We start from the raw sequence: 14,701 nt of genomic DNA, 5'->3' as shown, positions 1-14,701 counted from the left end.
CGTGACGCTGACCGACCGGATCGCCGCAGCCGTGGCCGCGCCCCGCACCGACGACGACTTCGACGCTCACGCCGAGTTCGCCGAGGTCCTGGCAGGGATCGGGATGAGCCCGGCCGACACCGGCGGGCAGGTCCGGTTCCTGGGCGCCGACCCGGTCGTGCCGAGCACGCTCCGGCTGGGCGGAGCGGCGGCGATCACGCTCGCGGCCAAGTCCGCGGCGATCGCGCGGTTGTGGCGGCTGCGCGGCGGCGAAGGGCAGGACATCGAGGTCGACCTGCGCACCGCGCCGCACCGGTTGTGCCCGTTCTACGACCGCAGGTGGGAGTTGCTCAACGGCTATCCCGGCGCCGGAGATTCCAACCAGGCCTTCGGTTTCCGCTTCTACCCCACCGCCGATGACCGCTGGGTGATGCCGCTCAACCTGTACCCGAAGATCAAGGCAGGTGCGCAGCGGCTGCTCGGCGTGCCGGAGGACTCGGAGGCGGTGGCGGCGGCCATCCGCCGGTGGAACGCCCGCGATCTCGAAGAAGCCGGGGCCGAAGCCGGTGTCGTGATGCCGATGCTGCGCAGCACCGCAGAAGTCCTCGCCGAACCGCAGCACACCGAGCACTTCGCCACGATGCCGCTGGTGGAGATCGAGCGCATCGGCGACGCCGAACCCGAACCTCTGGCCCCGGGCGTCGAGCAGCCGCTGTCGGGCGTCCGGGCGCTGGGCATGGGGCACGTCATCGCCGGGGCCGGGACCGGTCGCGCGCTCGCGCTGCACGGCGCGGACGTGCTGAACCTGTGGCGGCCGGGCGAGTTCGAGCACGAGGGCGCCTACATGAGCGCCAACGTGGGCGTGCGCTCGGCGACGATCGATCCCCGCGCGCACCGCCACAGGGTCGCCGAGCTGCTGGCCGGCGCGGACGTCTTCTACGCCAACCGGCGTCCGGGCCACCTCGACGAGCTCGGACTGTCGCCCGCCGAAGCCGCCCAGCTGCGGCCCGGCATCGTGCACGCGACCGCCACGCTCAACGGAGAGCGGGGACCGTGGGCCGACCGGGTGGGTTTCGACCAGACGGCGGGCAGCCTGGTCGGGATGATGAACCTGGAGGGCGACGGCACCCGGCCGATGCTCCCGCCGATCCTGGTCGTCAACGACTACGTCGTGTCCTGGCTGCTCACCGCCGGGATCACCGCGGCCCTGACGCGGCGCGCCACCGAGGGCGGCAGCTGGCGGGTCCACGTCTCGCTGACCCGCGCGGCCCTGTGGATCCTGAGCCTCGGGATCTTCGACCGCTCCTACGCCTTCGACACCGCCGGGCGCGGCGAGCAGCACGCCTACCTGGATCCCGAAACCTTCACCGCGGAAACCCCTCTCGGCAACTACCAGGGCGTCACCGACCAGGTCCGCATGACGGCGACCCCGGGTCACTACCGCCACGTCCTCCTCCCCCGAGGCTCCAGCCGCCCGCAGTGGCTCTGACCTCGGGCACCCGTCGCGAGCTTCCAGGGCCGTGGGCGGTTCTGGTCCGAATTGACCGGACGAAAAGGACTTCGGTCATGGACGATTCGGACCACAACCGCCCTTCGGCAAGGCCGCGGCCGCGGCGGTGGGTCCTGGCTAGGTCATGACGCTCGGCAGGTAGGTGGCGGTTCCGGGGACGGCGATCATCAGCAGAATCAGGGCGAACTCGATCACGAGGTACGGGGCGATGCCCCGGAAGATGTCGCCGAGGTCGAGCTCCGGGACCACCGACTTCATCGTGTAGAGGTTCAGGCCGACCGGCGGGGTGATCACCGCCATCTCCAGGTTCACCACCAGCAGCACGCCGAACCACAGCGGGTCGAAGCCGAGCTCCTCGATGGCCGGGACCAGGATCGGCGTCACCACCAGCAGCAGCGACGCGGCGTCCACCAGGCAGCCCAGCAGGATCAGCACCAGCATGATCCCGATCAGCACCACGTAGGGGTGCACGTCCAGGCCCACCACGAAATCGGTGAGCGCCTCGGGAACCCGTGCCACGACCAGCATCTGGGTGAACACGAACGCCGAGCCGACGATGGCCAGCATCGCCGCCGACACGGTGGCCGTCGAGGCGAAGATGAGCTTGAGGTTCTGCCACCCCAGCTTCCGGTACACCAGCCCGGTCATCGCGAACGCCAGCAGCGCGCCGATCGCCGCGGCCTCGGTGGGCGTGGCGAACCCGGTGTAGATCGAGCCGAGCACCATCGCGATGAGCACCAGCGCCGGCGTGATCTTGCCGATGGCCGTCCAGCGCTCCCGCCAGCTGAACCGCTCGCCGTCGCGGGGCGCGCTGTCGGGGTTGAGCTTGGCGCGCACCACGACGTAGGCGATCATCAACGCGGCGAGCAGAAGTCCGGGAACGATGCCGCCGGCGAACAGCGCGGCGACGCTCTCGCCGGTGACCGAGGCGTAGAGGATGAACATCAGGCTCGGCGGGATGAGCATCGCCAGCGCGCCGGAGGCCGCCACCGAACCGGCGGCGAAACCCGGTTTGTAGCCGCGCGAGAGCATCTCGGGCACGGCCATCCGCCCGATGAGCGCCACCGACGAGATGCTGACCCCCGACATCGCACCGAACAGCGTCGAGGACGCGATGGCCGACGCACCGAGCCCGCCCGGCACGCGGGTGAACCAGCGGTGCGCGGCTCCGAACAGGTCGCGCCCGAGTCCGGTGACGGCGAGCGCTTCGCCCAGCAGGATGTACAGCGGTGCCGCGACCAGCGCGTACTCCTGCAGCTGGGCGCCCATGGCCAGCGGCACCAGCTTCAGCCCGCCGAATCCGGACAGGCACAGCAGCCCGCCGATGCCGGAGACCGACAGGGCGATGAAGATCGGTGTGCGCACCGCGATCAGCACCAGCAGCAGCACGACCGCAAGCACCACGATGAGCCCGTGGGAGAAGATCACGCGTTCGCTCCGTCCTGTGCGGTGTCGGCTCCCGCAGCGGTCGCGGCGAGCTCCGGTTCGGCGTGCGGTGGGAACAGCAGCGCCACGAGCAGCAGGAACGCTCCGGCCGCGCCGAGGATCAGGTCCGGTATCCACAGTGGAACGCTGAACGTGCCGGAACCGGTGAGCCCGTGGCCATAGGACAGCACCATGGACTGGAAGCCGGTGACGGCCAGCACCAGTCCGAGCAGCGCGGCCGCGGTCGCCGTCACCGCGTCGGCGATCTTCCGCGACGTCGGCGGCAGCGAGCGGTGCACGAGGTCCATCGAGATGTGGTGACCGGTGGCGTACAGGTGCGGGACGGCCAGCACCGTCACGGCCAGCACCGCGCTGGAGTTGAGCGGGTAGGCCCAGTCGGTGGGCGCGCGGAAGGCGTAGCGGGCGATGACGTCGTAGCTGATGGACAGCATCATCAGCCCGGTGGTGATCATGGCCAGCACCGCCATGGACCGGGTGCCGATCAGCACGATGCGGCGGAGGTGGTTCAGCATCGTCGCTCCTCAGGCGTCGCGGATCAGCTGGAGCGCCCGCTGCGCGGCGGCCGGGTCGCCCAGCAGGGCGCGCCAGCGTTCGTGCACGGTCGACACGGCGTCGCGGAAGGGCCGCAGCTGCGCCTCGTCGAGCTCGATGAGTTCGACGCCGGCGTCGCGCACGGCGGGCAGGTACTCGTGCTCGTGGACGTCGACGAGCTTCGCGGTGCCGTCGCGGAAGAGCACCCGTCCGGCTTCGTCGAGCGCGTGGCGCTGTTGCAGCGCGAGCCCGGCGTACCAGTCGTTGCGGCAGTAGGCGTCCACTGTGTACGCACCGAAGTGGGCGGCGGTGCCGTAGCGCAGGATCTCCTGCAGGTCGCGGGAGACCACGGTGCCGAGGTAGCTCATCATCCCGTCGATCGTGCCGCGTTCCAGCGCCTGGTAGACCTCGGCGGATCCGAGGAAGACCGGTGCTCCGCCGAGCGCCTTGACGGTCTCGCCCTCGATCTCACCGGCGACCCGCATCCTCAGCCCGCGCACGTCCTCGGGCGTGCGGATGGGCTTGTCGATGGTCCAGAGGTATTCGAACCCGGTGGCCATGCCGCCGAGCATCCGCATGTTCTGGCCGGTCAACCTCTGGTTGATCAGCTCCGACATGTCGCTGTCGGGATCGCAGGCGCGCAGGTAGCGGTCGAAGTCCTCGGTGGTGAAGGGAAGTTCCAGCGAACCGAGGATCGGGAAGCTGGAGGACACGTACGAGCTGGTCTGCACGACCACGTCGGCGACGCCGTGCAGCATCCCGGGAACGAGTTCCTCGGCGCCGAGCAGCTGCCCGGAGGGGAACACGTCGAAGTCGAACCCGCCGAGCTCGCGGGCCTTGCCGAGGAACATCTCCACGCCCGGGTAGAGGTCGTCGTAGGACGTGGTCAGGTAGGTGGCGGCCACCGGCCGGTGCGCGCCGGGTGCGCAGCCCGCGACCCCGGCGAGAACGCCCAGCCCGGCCGCGGCGAGGAAGCTCCGCCTCGGGACGGCGTTCATCCAGCCCTCCCCGAAAACCGGGGCGGCACTTCGAACTCCGGGTCGTTCACCGGCGAACTCCCTTCACGCTTGAGCCGCCGGAGGTTCGCACCGCGAACGCGTTTTCACCAAATCGATCTTCCCGCTCAGCGGAAGATCAGGGCAAGGGCGTCGCGAGCCTGGTGACCAGGTCCTGCCAGCCGGACTCGAGACGCGCGAGGCTGAACCCGCGCTGCTCGACCAGGTGGTGCACCAGCGGGGTGTCGAGGGAGGCCAGCAGGGTTTCGGCGGCGAGCTCGACGTCGGTGGTGGCTTCGGTCATGCGCAGCAGGATCGCCAGGTGGCTCCGGCGGAGTCCGCGGGCGGGCACCACGCAGCGGCGTTCGGCGGGCGGCTCGGCGGCGAGGTAGAGCTCCAGGTTGTCGAGCTCGTGGCGCATCACGGCGGGCCCGAAGGCGCGCAGCCGGTCGATGGCCGGAGCACCGGGGCCCAGCGGTGGTGGGCCGGACAGGAACGCCTCCTGGAGGCGTTGCTCCTCGTGGTCGAGCAGGGCCAGCAGCAGGCCGTTGCGGTCGCCGAAGCGGCGGAAGACGGTGCCCTTGCCGACCTCGGCTTCGGCCGCCACGGCGTCCATGGTCAGGTTCGCGGCGCCGCAGTCGGCCATCAGGCGAGCGGCGGCGTCGAGCAGCTTGGCCCGGTTGCGCACGGCGTCGGCGCGCGGACGGCGTTCGCCGTCGACGGACGTGAGGTCGAGTTCCACCGGCCCGGCCAGGGTGTCGCCGGTCGGGCCGATCCGCGGAGTGCCAGCACTCATGCGCACAGCGTAACGCCTCCCACAAGGAACTGGACCACGGTCCGCTTCAGTGGTACAAAGTTAATCGGACCACGGTCCGAATAACTTCCACCATACTCCTCACCTGGAGAGATACCAATGTCCGTCAAGATCCTCGCGCTCGTCGGCAGCCTCCGCTCCGGTTCGCACAACCGCCAGCTCGCCGAAGCCGCGCGCAGCCTCGCCCCCAGCGATGTCGAGATCGAGATCTTCGACGGCCTCGGCGACCTGCCCTTCTACAACGAGGACATCGACACCGAGGCCGACGTGCCCGCCGCCGCCACCCGGCTGCGCGACGTCGCCGGCGCGGCCGACGCGTTCCTGCTGTTCGCGCCCGAGTACAACGGCACGATCCCGGCCGTGCTGAAGAACGCCATCGACTGGCTGTCCCGCCCGTTCGGCGCCGGCGCCCTGTCCGGCAAGCCCACGGCCGTCATCGGCACCGCCTTCGGCCAGTACGGCGGGGTCTGGGCGCAGGACGAGACCCGCAAGTCCGCCGGCATCGCGGGCGCGGCCATCGTCGACGAGGTCAAGCTCAGCATCCCCGGCTCCATGACCCGCTTCGCCGAGACCCACCCGGCCGACGACTCGGAGGTCGTCGAGCAGCTGACGACCGCGATCGCCAAGCTCACCGCCAACGTCTCGGCATGAGCCCTCCGGCGGCGGTGCGATGATCGCGGTCCGTACCGCCGCCGGCGTTCGCCGCGTTAACGTTTCCCCGTGGCTGGTAGTGGAACGAACTGGGCTGGGAACCTCACCTACAGCGCGCAGCGGATGCACCGCCCGCGCAGCGTGGAGGAGGTGCGGCGGATCGTCGCCGAGGCCGGGCGGATCAAGCCGCTCGGCTCCCGGCACTGCTTCAACGACATCGCCGACACCACCGCCGATCACCTCTCGCTGGACGCCCTGCCCGACGACGTCGAGATCGACGGTGACGTCGTGTGGGTTCCCGGCGGCATGCGCTACGGCGACCTCGCCGCTCACCTGGCCGCTTCCGGCCGCGCGCTGCACAACATGGCGTCGCTGCCGCACATCACCGTCGTCGGTGCGACCGCCACCGGCACCCACGGCTCCGGCGTGCGCAACGGTTCGCTGAGCGCGGCGGTGGCCGGCCTCGACATCGTGCGCGCCGATGGCGAACTGGTGCGGCTGCGCCCCGACGACCCCGATTTCGCCGGTGCCGTGGTGCACCTGGGCGCGCTGGGCGTCGTGACCCGCATCGGCCTGCACGTCCAACCGGCCTTCGACGTCGCCACCACGGTGCACCTCGGCCTGGAGTGGGACTCGCTGCTCGGCGAGTTCGACGCCATCACCTCCGCCGCCTACAGCGTCAGCGTGTTCACCGACTTCGACCAGACCGTCCAGGTGTGGGCCAAGGCCCGGGTGGGAGACGACGCCCGGACCGACTTCTTCGGCGCCCGCCCGGCCGAGGCGCCCACGCACATGCTGCGCGGCACCGGGATCGACAACCTCACCGAGCAGCTCGGTGACGCGGGCTCGTGGCACGAGCGGTTGCCACACTTCAAGGCCGGTGTCACTCCCAGCGACGGCGACGAGCTGCAGAGCGAGTACTTCGTCCCCGCCGAGCACGGCGCGGCGGCGCTGGCGGCGTTGCGACCGATGGCCGACAAGATGGCTCCGCTGCTGCACATCGGCGAGATCCGCACCATCGCCGCCGACGACCTGTGGCTGAGCCCCGCGCACGGCGCCGATTCGGTGGCCTTCCACTTCACCTGGCGTCCCGCGCAGGCGTCGGTGGAGCGGCTGCTGCCCGACGTCGAGGCCGCGCTGGAGCCCTTCGGCGGGCGCCCGCACTGGGGCAAGCTGTTCACCACCGAACCCGCGGACTTGGACCTGCTGTACCCGAAGCTGGCCGATTTCCGCTCGCTGGCACGGCGTTTCGACCCCGACGGCAAGTTCGGCAACGATTTCCTCAGCCGCACGATCGGGCTATGATGGCCGCGCGGCGTGGAAAACCGGCCGGCGCAACCGGTCCCGTGGTGCGCCGCACGCTGCACCTGCTCGACGCGTTCTCCCCGGAGCGCACGGCGCTCACGCTCACCGAACTGGCCCGCCTGGCCGGGCTTCCGCCCTCGACGGCGTACCGGATGCTCGGCGACCTGGTCGACTGGGGCGCGCTCGAACGCGGCGAGGACGGCGCCTACCGGGTGGGTCTGCGGCTGTGGGAGCTGGGCGCGCTCGCACCGCGCGGTCTGGGCCTGCGCGAGCGGGCGCTGCCGACGATGGAAGACCTCTCAGCGGTGACCCGGGAGAACGTGCAGCTGGCGGTCCGCGAGGGCACCGAGGTCGTCTTCGTCGAGCGGATAGCGGGCAGCGGCGCGGTCCCGGTGCGCACCCGCGTGGGCGGGCGGTTCGCGCTCACCGCCACGGGAGTCGGGCTGGTGCTGCTGGCGCACGCACCCACCGAGGTCCAGGACGAGGTGCTCGGCGGGCCGATCCCGCGCTTCACCGACCTGACCGCCACCGACCCGGCGGTGTTGCGGCGGATGCTGGCCGAGGCGCGCAGCTGCGGTGTCGCGGTCAGCGATCGCCAGGTCACCGACGACGCGCTGTCGGTGGCGGCGCCCGTGCACGACCAGCGGGGCGAGGTCGTCGCCGCGGTGTCGCTGGTCGTGCGCCACGGCAGCGCCAGCCCGCACGCGCTCAGCGCGCTGGTGCGCGCGGGCGCCCGCGCCATCTCGCGAGCGATCGCCGAACCCTGATTTACGGTTCTGCCGTTTACTGTCAAGATCAACAGCGATTACGGTGGAGCTCCCACGCCCTTCGCGAACGGATCGCGGACCCGACAGGAGCTCGCCATCGACACCCTCTGCCCGACCGGCGAGACCCTGGCCAACCGCGTGGAGTGGCTGCCCGGCGACAGGATCCGCGCGGTCTGCCGCTGCGGCGCCGAGCGCGAGTTCGACGCCGCGGCACCGAGCGCGAGTTCGACGCCGCGGCACCGATGTGGGACTGGCTGGTCCACCACTCCCACCTGCGAGATCAGGGCAGGATGGAATCCACGTAGCCGCCGTCGACGCGCACCGCGGCACCCGTGGTGGCCGAGGCCAGCGGGGAGCTGAGGTAGACGACCATGTTGGCGATCTCCTCCGGCTCGATGAGGCGTTGCAGCAGCGACTGCGGCCGGTGCTCGCGCATGAACCGCCGCTGCGCCTCCTCCCACGGCAGCGAGGAGTCGACCAGCTCGTAGACGAACTTCTCCACGCCACCGGTGTGCGTTGGCCCGGCGATCACCGAGTTCACGGTCACCCCGGTTCCGGCGGCTTCCTTGGCGAAGCCGCGGGAAGCGGCGAGCAACGCGGTCTTGGACATGCCGTAGTGGATCATCTCGGCGGGGATGACCACGGCCGAATCGCTGGCGATGTACTGGATGCGGCCCCAGCCCTCCCCCGTCATCCCCGGCAGGTACGAGCGGGTGAGGCGCAGCGCGGCGAGCACGTTCACCTCGAAGTAGCGGCGCCAGTCCTCGTCGGTGATCTCCATGGCCGGCTGGGCGCCGAAGATTCCGAGGTTGTTGATCAGCACGTCCACGCGCGGGAGGATCTTCAGCAGCTCAGCGGTCCCGGCCTCGGTGGTGACGTCGGCGGCCGCCGCCACGGCCTCGGCGCCGGGCACGTCCTGCTGGATCTGCCGCACGGCCTCGTCGACCCGCTCAGCGGTGCGGCCGTTGATCGCGACCCGGGCTCCGGCTCGGGCCAGTCCCTGCGCGATGGAGTACCCGATCCCCTGCGTCGAACCGGTGACCAACGCGGTGCGTCCCGAAAGATCTAGCTGCATGCCCGCGAGAATATGCGGCGCCGCTCCTGCTCGCTCCGCCAACCAGACCCCCGCGTCCGGGGCCAAAGCCCCACCTTCGGAGCAGCGGGGTTTCCGGGGGACGGACGTGGTGTTGGCCAATTGCGCGGTGCGGTGGCGAGCTCGCGCGGTGGGTGAGCTGCGGCTATCGACCCGGTTGATGAGGCGGGCCTGTCGTCGTCTATTTCCGCGTCGCGGGAGGAGCTCCCTAGGGTGTGATCCATGCCGCATCCGTTGTCGGACCTTCCGGTCCGGGTGGTCACCAGACCGTCCGGACCGGTGGCCCATCACGTCGCCGCCGACGTGTGCGTCCTCGGAGCCGGGATCACCGGCGTGTCGGCGGCGATCGAAGCCGCGAAGCTCGGCAAGCGCGTGGTGCTGGTCGACGCGCTGCCGGTGCTCGGCGGGCAGATGGTCAACTCGCTAATCGGCCTGTTCTGCGGGGTTTTCGGCAACGGACCGGACTACCGCCAGCTGACGCACGGCATTTTCGACGACATCTTCCGGGATCTAACCCGCACCAACGACCTCCACTTCAACCACCGGCACACCATCACCGTCAACTACGACGAGGTGGCGCTCGGGCGGTGGGTGGAGAACGCGGTGCTGGCACACGACATCCAGGTGATCACCAACGCCTCGCTGACCTCGGTGTCGCGCGACGCGCGGATCCACTCACTGCGGCTGGCGACCCGGTTCGGCGAGGTGTCGGTCGCCGCGGCCGGGTTCGTCGACGCGTCCGGGGACGCCTCCCTCGCGTGGGAGGCCGGACTCCCCTGCCACCTGCCGGAACGCGAGATCTACGGGTCCCAGCAGGTCGTCGTGGAAAACCTCGGCGAAGACCGCGCTCCCGAACCCGCCGACCTCTCCGCGCGACTCACCGCGCGGGCCGAGGAGTTCGGGCTGATGCGACGCGACGGCCTGGCGTTCTTCTTCCCCGGGCGCGGCACGGCGGTGCTGAACATGACCCACATCGAGGCACCTCTGGACCCGGTCGACGCCTCCCGCGCGCAACTGCGCGGCAGGGCCCAGGCCGACCGGGTCGTGGCGTTCCTGCGCGAGGAGTACCCGCAGGTGTTCGGCCAGGCCAGGGTGCGCACCTACGGCTTTCCGGGACGCAGGCAGACGCGCTGGGTCAAGGCGGTTCACCAGCTCACCGCGGACGAGATCCGCGCGGGGACCCGGTTCCCGGACTCGGTGGCCCGCACGTCCTGGCCGATCGAGCTGCACGACCGCCCGGAGGGCTACGTGTGGGAGACCTTCGGCCCCGACCACGTCCACTACGTGCCGCTTCGATCGTTGCTGCCTCCGGACGTGGACAACCTCGTCGTGGCGGGCCGGTGCGCGGACGGCGACGCGGCGGCGCTGTCGAGCATCCGCGTGATGGGACCGTGCGCGGCGATGGGCGCCGGTGCGGCGCACGCGCTGGACCTGGCCGGGACGGGCTCGCTGCACGCGGTCGATCACGAAGCGCTGGCCGCACGGCTGGCGGAGAACCTGGACGGCTGAGCACCACCACAACCACGGGAGGTCGGCGATGACGCTGTCCGGTTCCGGCAAGCCCATCACCGAGGCCGACGAGCGCAGATCCGCGCGCGGCGGCGCGATCTCGATGTTCGTCGACAGCTTCGACGTCTACCTGCCGGCGTTCGTGCTGCCGGCCGCCATGGGCTACTTCCTGCCACCGGGGCTGCCGGTGGAGGCGCGGGCGACGTTCACGACGCTGCTGTTCACCATCGGGCTGCTGGCCCGGCCGATCGGCAGCGTCATCTTCGGCAACCTCTCCGACCGCATCGGCCGCAAGCGGGTCACCATGATCAGCGGCTGGGGCTTCACGATCATCACGCTGGTGATGGGACTGCTGCCCGGCTACGAGCTCATGGGCTTCGGCGCGATCACCCTGTTCGCGATCCTCCGCCTGGTGGGCGGGATCTTCCTGGCGGGCGGCTACTCGGCACCGATCCCGCTCGCGCTGGAGCAGGCGAAACCGGAGCGGCGCGGCCGGATCGGCGGCCTCATCGGCATGGGCGCACCGGCCTCGGTGCTCGGCGTGAACCTGCTGATCTTCGTGCTGCTGGAGTCCTTCAGCCACGACGGGTTCCTCACCTGGGGCTGGCGCATCCCGTTCATCGTCGGGTTCGTGCTCGGCGTGGCGTACCTGATGCACTACCGCAAGGTCGTCGAGGACGAGTCGGTCTACGAGCAGCGGCGCGCGTCCGGCCGCAAGCAGCCGGTGGTGGAGCTGTTCACCACGCACCGGGCGCTGATCTTCAGCGTCTTCCTGTTCACCTGCGGCTACTGGTTCACCGCGCAGATGTCGGTGTCGTTCCTGCCGACGCTGCTGGTGCAGGTGCTGGACGTGAGCCCGCAGCTGACGACGACGGTGGAGATGATCTCATCGGTGGTGACGATCGCGGCCATCCTGGGCATGGCGGTGCTGGGACAGCGCATCGGGCGGCGCAAGCTGCTGATGCGCGCGGCGTTGGTGATCACCGTGGCCGTCTCGGGTTCGTTCCTGCTGCTGGCGGTCACGGTCCCGGCCGGAGCTCCGGCGTGGTTCATCGTCCTGCTCGGCATCATCGCCAAGGCGACGCCGTCGGCTCCGCTGGGCGTGATCCTGGTGTACCTCAACGAGCGGTTCCCGGCGAGCGTGCGGGCCAGCGGCTACGGGATCGGCTACATGTTCGGGCTGATCCTGCCCGGCCTCTACACGTTCTGGCTGCTGGGGCTCAGCGCGCTGATGCCCTACGAGTACGGGCCGATCGTGCTGGTGCTCCTCGGCGGTGTTCTGATGTTCTTCGCCGTCCGCCGGGGGCCGGAGACCAACCCGCCGGCCACCGCGGACGCCGAGGTGCGGGCCCCCGCCGCGGAGGCGTGAGCCCGCACCCGCGTTCAGCCCTTCCAGTCGACGAGCTGGACGATCACGCCGTTGGGGTCGCGGACCTGGAACGCCCGCTCACCCCATTCCTCCACCGTCAGCGGCATGGTGATGACCACGCCTTCGTCCTGCAGCCGGGCGAGCTCGCCCTCCAGGTCGTCGACCTCGAAGGCCAGGATCAGCCCGGCGGCGTGGTCGTCGCGCTGGTCCTCGGGCAGCGAGGCCAGCCCGCGTCGCAGGAACACCACGTTGACCCCGGCGTCGTCCCTGGCCAGCGAGGCGAACCCGTCGGCGGCCATGACCTCGGCGAACCCGAAGTGCTCCACCAGGAACCGGCTCGACGCCGCCACGTCCTCGACGTTGAGCGACACCGCGGTTGCTGTGATCCGCATCGGCGATCCCCTCGTGCTCCCTTTTCCCGTACGTCGTACAGTGTACATCGTACGGAGGTGATGTGCGGTGGTTGAGCGGAGCAGCGCCGGGGATCCCGGGCGGACGCTGGAACTGCTGTGGCGGAACGAGCTGGGCGAGCGCTCGCCGCAGCGCGGCCCGCGCAAGGGCCTGAGCATCGAGCAGGTCGTCGACGCCGCGGTCGAACTCGCCGATGCCGACGGGCTGGCGGCGGTGACGATGCGCCGGGTCGCCGAACGCCTGGGCGTGTCGACCATGTCGATGTACACCTACGTCCCCGGCAAGGCCGAGCTGCTGGACCTCATGCTCGACGCGATCTACCAGCGGATGCCGCGAGACCCCCTGGCGGAGCTGCCGTGGCGGGAGCGGGTCGTCGAGCTCGCCGCGCGCAACCGCGAGCTCTACCGGCTCCACCCGTGGGCGTTGAAGGTCTCGACGAGCCGACCGCCGCTGGGTCCGGGGCTGATCACCAAGTACGAGCACGAGCTCGGCACGTTCCTCGGCCTCGGCCTGGACGACGTGGCCATCGACTCGGCGCTGACACTGGTGCTCGACTTCGTCCACTCCACCGCCCTCGCGGCGGCCGAATCCGAAGCGGCGCAGCGCGACAGCGCCACCACCGACGAGCAGTGGTGGCGGATCAACGCCCCCCTGCTGGCGGAGGTCTTCGACCCCGCGAAGTACCCCAACGCCGCGCGCATCGGCGCCGCGGCCGGTGCTGAGCACCGGGCCGCCTACAGCCCCGACCACGCCTACGAGTTCGGCCTGGCCCGCATCCTCGACGGCCTCGCCGCGCTGATCGACGGCTAGGTGCTGTTGAGGGATTGCGTTGCTTGGCGGTGCCAGTAGCAGAACCTGCAGCGGTGCAAGCTGAGTCCCACACCTGAAACAGCGGCTCCGCCGCGTTCTTACACAACGCCTAGAGGTCGCGGTCGAGTTCTCCGGTGATGTCCAGCGGGATCAGCGGGACCGGGCCCGCCGTGTCGGCCGGGGCCGCGGGGGCGTAGGCGAAGTTCTTGGCGCGCGCGCCGCCGTCGACGACCAGATCGCACCCGGTGATCAGGCGGGCGTAGTCCGAGCACAGCCACGCGACGGCGTGGCCGATGTCGGTGGGCGTTCCGGTGGTGCCCATCGGGACCAGCGGGACCCGCTCCCCCGCCCAACGCGACGGGCGCCGCCACGGTTCGTCACCGGTCTCCCCGCCGATCCCGTTGGCGCGCGGGCGTTCCAGCACACCACCGGGACCGCGCTCGGCGATGAGCGCCGGGTTGTCGGGTGTCGGCGCGGTGGGGGTGAACCCGTTGACGCGGATGCCGTAGGGCGCGAGGTCCATGGCGGCGGCGCGCACGAAGTTGTTCACCCCTCCCTTGTGGAAGGCGTAGGCGATCACACCCGCGGTGCCCGACCACCCGTTGGAGGAGGAGATGGCCACGATGGACCCGCGGATGCCGCGTTCGGCCATGTGCCTGCCGACGTGCTTGGTGTTGAGGAAGTTGCCGAGCGCGGCGACCTCGACCGCGCGTCGGAAGAACTCGGCGCTCTCGTCGAGCACTCCACGGCCGCCGAGCACGGCGGCGTTGTTGACGAGGATGTCGACGTGGCCGAACCGCTCGACGACGTCGTAGACGTAGCCGGTGACCTGCTGCTCGTCGGTGACGTCGCCGGGGATGGCGATGGCGGTGCCGCCGTTGCGCTCGACGCGCTTCGCGCAGGTCTCGGCCGCGTCGGGGTCGACGTCGTTGCACGCGACCGTCGCTCCGTACCTGGCCAGGGCGAGTGCGATCCCGCTGCCGATGTTGGGTCCTGCGCCGGTGACGATCGCGACCTTGCCTTCGAGCGAGATCTCCACGTGCGCTCCCTCTAGGAGTTGTTCAGGAATGCGGCGGAGCCGCTGTTTCAGGTGTGGGACTCAGCTTGCACCGCCGCAGGTTCTCCAGCGGTTTCGTGGCGAGTACGCCGGGACGCCGATGTCCACCCCCGCACCGCCAAGCAACGCAATTCCTCAACGGCTCCTAGTCCTCGCCGGGGTAGATCAGGGTGATGGCGTCCTCGGGCACGCCGAGGGCCTTGTGCAGGACACCGCGCATGAGCGGTTTGGGGACCAGGCAGTCCTCGCAGGCCGCGGGACCGGCGGTGATGCTGACGCGCACGTCGGTGCCGGTGCCGGTGCCGGTGACGGCCAGGTCGTAGTCGTCGGCGGCGAGCGTGCTGCGCAGCTGTGCGAGCGCGGATTCGTCGATGCTCACGCCACACCTCCGGGGTCGGCGGTTCCTTCGCACGGTACGGGCGGCCGGTTTCCCGCTGCCACGGGCTTTTCGCGT

At 70.6% G+C, this 14,701-nt stretch carries 15 protein-coding genes; 7 read left to right on the top strand and 8 right to left on the bottom strand.

Annotated elements, in window-relative coordinates:
- The first annotated feature begins 1 nt into the window (after nt 1).
- Nucleotides 2-1,468 carry a CoA transferase gene (locus AB0J91_RS27420; protein ID WP_363874434.1) on the top strand — a complete coding sequence of 489 codons (1,467 nt, stop codon included), beginning with the start codon at nt 2-4 and terminating at the stop codon, nt 1,466-1,468.
- Nucleotides 1,469-1,606: 138 nt separating this feature from the next.
- Here the strand turns inward: AB0J91_RS27420 and AB0J91_RS27415 are convergent, their stop codons facing one another.
- From AB0J91_RS27415 to AB0J91_RS27400, 4 genes are all read right to left on the bottom strand, one after another.
- Nucleotides 1,607-2,917: a TRAP transporter large permease gene (locus tag AB0J91_RS27415; RefSeq protein WP_363874431.1), complete on the bottom strand. Its 1,311-nt coding sequence runs from the start codon at nt 2,915-2,917 to the stop codon at nt 1,607-1,609.
- Nucleotides 2,914-3,447 carry a TRAP transporter small permease gene (locus AB0J91_RS27410; protein ID WP_363874428.1) on the bottom strand — a complete coding sequence of 178 codons (534 nt, stop codon included), beginning with the start codon at nt 3,445-3,447 and terminating at the stop codon, nt 2,914-2,916. Before AB0J91_RS27410 ends, AB0J91_RS27415 begins: the two co-directional genes overlap by 4 nt.
- 9 nt (nt 3,448-3,456) lie before the next feature.
- A complete protein-coding gene (dctP, locus tag AB0J91_RS27405; protein WP_363874425.1) occupies nt 3,457-4,464 on the bottom strand; it encodes a TRAP transporter substrate-binding protein DctP in 1,008 nt (335 codons plus the stop codon).
- 136 nt (nt 4,465-4,600) lie between these two features.
- A complete protein-coding gene (locus AB0J91_RS27400; protein WP_363788632.1) occupies nt 4,601-5,257 on the bottom strand; it encodes a helix-turn-helix domain-containing protein in 657 nt (218 codons plus the stop codon).
- Between the two features lie 117 nt (nt 5,258-5,374).
- Here AB0J91_RS27400 and AB0J91_RS27395 point away from each other — a divergent pair, with 117 nt between their 5' ends.
- The 3 genes from AB0J91_RS27395 to AB0J91_RS27385 all read left to right on the top strand — a co-directional run bounded on the left by AB0J91_RS27395 (nt 5,375) and on the right by AB0J91_RS27385 (nt 7,998).
- Nucleotides 5,375-5,926 (top strand): NADPH-dependent FMN reductase, encoded by a 552-nt coding sequence (locus tag AB0J91_RS27395; RefSeq protein ID WP_363874422.1) that lies wholly within the window; start codon nt 5,375-5,377, stop codon nt 5,924-5,926.
- Nucleotides 5,927-5,995: 69 nt separating this feature from the next.
- Nucleotides 5,996-7,231: a D-arabinono-1,4-lactone oxidase gene (locus AB0J91_RS27390; protein ID WP_363874420.1), complete on the top strand. Its 1,236-nt coding sequence runs from the start codon at nt 5,996-5,998 to the stop codon at nt 7,229-7,231.
- Entirely contained in the window at nt 7,231-7,998 is a 768-nt protein-coding gene (locus AB0J91_RS27385; protein ID WP_363874417.1) for an IclR family transcriptional regulator, read from the top strand. The genes AB0J91_RS27390 and AB0J91_RS27385 overlap by 1 nt, the downstream gene beginning before the upstream one ends.
- A 280-nt stretch (nt 7,999-8,278) precedes the next feature.
- Here the strand turns inward: AB0J91_RS27385 and AB0J91_RS27380 are convergent, their stop codons facing one another.
- A complete protein-coding gene (locus AB0J91_RS27380) occupies nt 8,279-9,073 on the bottom strand; it encodes an SDR family oxidoreductase (RefSeq protein WP_363874414.1) in 795 nt (264 codons plus the stop codon).
- 240 nt (nt 9,074-9,313) lie between these two features.
- Between AB0J91_RS27380 and AB0J91_RS27375 the strand changes: the two genes are divergently transcribed.
- Together AB0J91_RS27375 and AB0J91_RS27370 are read left to right on the top strand one after the other, a co-directional pair.
- Nucleotides 9,314-10,600, top strand: a complete 1,287-nt coding sequence (locus AB0J91_RS27375; protein WP_363874411.1) for an FAD-dependent oxidoreductase — start codon at nt 9,314-9,316, stop codon at nt 10,598-10,600.
- 28 nt (nt 10,601-10,628) lie between these two features.
- Complete coding sequence (locus AB0J91_RS27370; RefSeq protein ID WP_363874408.1) at nt 10,629-11,969, top strand: MFS transporter; 1,341 nt, start codon at nt 10,629-10,631, stop codon at nt 11,967-11,969.
- 14 nt (nt 11,970-11,983) lie between these two features.
- Here the strand turns inward: AB0J91_RS27370 and AB0J91_RS27365 are convergent, their stop codons facing one another.
- Nucleotides 11,984-12,361 (bottom strand): VOC family protein, encoded by a 378-nt coding sequence (locus AB0J91_RS27365; protein ID WP_363874405.1) that lies wholly within the window; start codon nt 12,359-12,361, stop codon nt 11,984-11,986.
- A 67-nt stretch (nt 12,362-12,428) separates the two neighbouring features.
- Between AB0J91_RS27365 and AB0J91_RS27360 the strand changes: the two genes are divergently transcribed.
- Entirely contained in the window at nt 12,429-13,190 is a 762-nt protein-coding gene (locus AB0J91_RS27360; protein ID WP_363874402.1) for a TetR/AcrR family transcriptional regulator, read from the top strand.
- 109 nt (nt 13,191-13,299) lie between these two features.
- On the opposite strand, the gene AB0J91_RS27355 is transcribed toward AB0J91_RS27360, so the two are convergent.
- Both AB0J91_RS27355 and AB0J91_RS27350 read right to left on the bottom strand, forming a co-directional pair.
- The gene (locus AB0J91_RS27355) at nt 13,300-14,229 is read right to left on the bottom strand and encodes an SDR family NAD(P)-dependent oxidoreductase (RefSeq protein ID WP_363874399.1); all 930 of its coding nucleotides are present in this window, start codon (nt 14,227-14,229) and stop codon (nt 13,300-13,302) included.
- Between the two features lie 163 nt (nt 14,230-14,392).
- The gene (locus tag AB0J91_RS27350; RefSeq protein ID WP_363874396.1) at nt 14,393-14,626 is read right to left on the bottom strand and encodes a hypothetical protein; all 234 of its coding nucleotides are present in this window, start codon (nt 14,624-14,626) and stop codon (nt 14,393-14,395) included.
- Nucleotides 14,627-14,701 lie beyond the last annotated feature (75 nt).

Origin of the sequence: Saccharopolyspora sp. NPDC049357 (assembly GCF_040677225.1) — a bacterium.
Classification (GTDB): Bacteria; Actinomycetota; Actinomycetes; order Mycobacteriales; family Pseudonocardiaceae; genus Saccharopolyspora.
Note: the sequence above shows the minus strand (reverse complement) of the source record. Positions and strands in the feature narration are given on the sequence as shown.

What these genes read in the sequence shown, in the direction of transcription:
- AB0J91_RS27410 (WP_363874428.1), bottom strand. Translation starts at nt 3,447, where the DNA reads ATGCTGAACCACCTCCGCCGCATCGTGCTGATCGGCACCCGGTCCATG.
- dctP (WP_363874425.1), bottom strand. Translation starts at nt 4,464, where the DNA reads ATGAACGCCGTCCCGAGGCGGAGCTTCCTCGCCGCGGCCGGGCTGGGC.
- AB0J91_RS27400 (WP_363788632.1), bottom strand. Translation starts at nt 5,257, where the DNA reads ATGAGTGCTGGCACTCCGCGGATCGGCCCGACCGGCGACACCCTGGCC.
- AB0J91_RS27395 (WP_363874422.1), top strand. Translation starts at nt 5,375, where the DNA reads ATGTCCGTCAAGATCCTCGCGCTCGTCGGCAGCCTCCGCTCCGGTTCG.
- AB0J91_RS27385 (WP_363874417.1), top strand. Translation starts at nt 7,231, where the DNA reads ATGGCCGCGCGGCGTGGAAAACCGGCCGGCGCAACCGGTCCCGTGGTG.
- AB0J91_RS27380 (WP_363874414.1), bottom strand. Translation starts at nt 9,073, where the DNA reads ATGCAGCTAGATCTTTCGGGACGCACCGCGTTGGTCACCGGTTCGACG.
- AB0J91_RS27375 (WP_363874411.1), top strand. Translation starts at nt 9,314, where the DNA reads ATGCCGCATCCGTTGTCGGACCTTCCGGTCCGGGTGGTCACCAGACCG.
- AB0J91_RS27370 (WP_363874408.1), top strand. Translation starts at nt 10,629, where the DNA reads ATGACGCTGTCCGGTTCCGGCAAGCCCATCACCGAGGCCGACGAGCGC.
- AB0J91_RS27365 (WP_363874405.1), bottom strand. Translation starts at nt 12,361, where the DNA reads ATGCGGATCACAGCAACCGCGGTGTCGCTCAACGTCGAGGACGTGGCG.